Source organism: Brachyspira catarrhinii, assembly GCF_005518285.1.
GTDB lineage: Bacteria > Spirochaetota > Brachyspiria > Brachyspirales > Brachyspiraceae > Brachyspira > Brachyspira catarrhinii.
This window is the reverse complement of record NZ_SJDU01000479.1, coordinates 1-1,526: the sequence shown is the minus strand read 5'-3', so window position 1 is coordinate 1,526 and position 1,526 is coordinate 1. Positions and strand designations below refer to the sequence as shown.

Here is a 1,526-nt window from a genome sequence, read left to right as displayed (position 1 = left end):
ATCTCCGAATAAAGGAGGTGATCCAGCCACACCTTCCGGTACGGCTGCCTTGTTACGACTTCACCCTCATCATCAGTCCCACCTTCGGCGCCGCCCCCCTTGCGGTTAGGCTAACGACTTCAGGTAAAACCAACTCCGATGGCGTGACGGGCGGTGTGTACAATCCCCGGGAACGTATTCACCGTAGCGTTCTGATCTACGATTACTAGTGATTCCAACTTCATGGAGTCGAGTTTCAGACTCCAATCCGAACTGAGGCAATTTTTTTGAGATTTGCTCCACCTCGCGGTCTTGCTTCTCTTTGTAATTGCCATTGTAGCACGTGTGTAGCCCTGGACATAAGGGCCATGAGGACTTGACATCATCCCCACCTTCCTCCTACTTAAACGTAGGCAGTCCCCTAAGAGTGCCCGACATTACTCGGTAGCAACAAAGGGTAAGGGTTGCGCTCGTTGCGGGACTTAACCCAACATCTCACGACACGAGCTGACGACAGCCATGCAGCACCTATGTTAAATGTCCTTGCGGTCTGACATATCTCTATATCATTCATCTAACAATTCAAACCCAGGTAAGGTTTTTCGCGTATCATCGAATTAAACCACATGCTCCACCACTTGTGCGGGGACCCGTCAATTTCTTTGAGTTTCACCCTTGCGGGCATACTCCTCAGGCGGCACACTTAATACGTTAGCTACGGCACGCCTACTATCATAGAAGCACCTAGTGTGCAACGTTTACGGCTGGGACTACCAGGGTATCTAAGCCTGTTTGCTCCCCCAGCTTTCGTGATTCAGCGTCGATAAATGCCCAGATGACTGCCTTCGCTATAGGTGTTCCTCTCGATATCTGCACATTCCACCGCTACACCGAGAATTCCATCATCCCCTACAATATCCAAGAACCACAGTATCCGAGGCGTTCCCGAAGTTAGGCTTCGGTCTTTCACCTTAGACTTATAGTTCCGCCTACTCACCCTTTACGCCCAGTAAATCCGAGCAACGTTTGCCTCCTACGTATTACCGCGGCTGCTGGCACGTAGTTAGCCGAGGCTTACATTATCTACTGTCACTCATTCTTCGATAATTTCCGAGGTTTACAACCCGAAGGCATTCATCCCTCACGCGATGTCGCTCCATCAGACTTTCGTCCATTGTGGAAGATTCTCAGCTGCTGCCTCCCGTAGGAGTCTGGGCCGTATCTCAGTCCCAATGTGGCCGGTCACCCTCTCAGGTCGGCTACCTATCGTAGCTTTGGTAAGCTTTTACCTCACCAACAGGCTAATAGGCCGCAGGCTCATCGTAAAGCGGATTGCTCCTTTCCTCTACTACACTTATGTGTCAAGAGTATATGCGGTATTAGTCCATGTTTCCATGGGTTATCCCCCACTCTACGGCAGATTACCTACGTGTTACTCACCAGTTCGCCGCTAACTTATCCAGTTGCCCGAATAAGTCCGCTCGACTTGCATGCTTAAGACGCATCGCCAACGTTCGCTCTGAGCCAGAATCAAACTCTCCATACTC

General features: G+C 50.5%; 1 rRNA gene. It reads right to left on the bottom strand.

What is annotated here, in order from left to right:
- Positions 1-10: 10 nt before the first annotated feature.
- Positions 11-1,525 (bottom strand): 16S ribosomal RNA (locus tag EZH24_RS11640).
- Position 1,526: the final 1 nt, after the last annotated feature.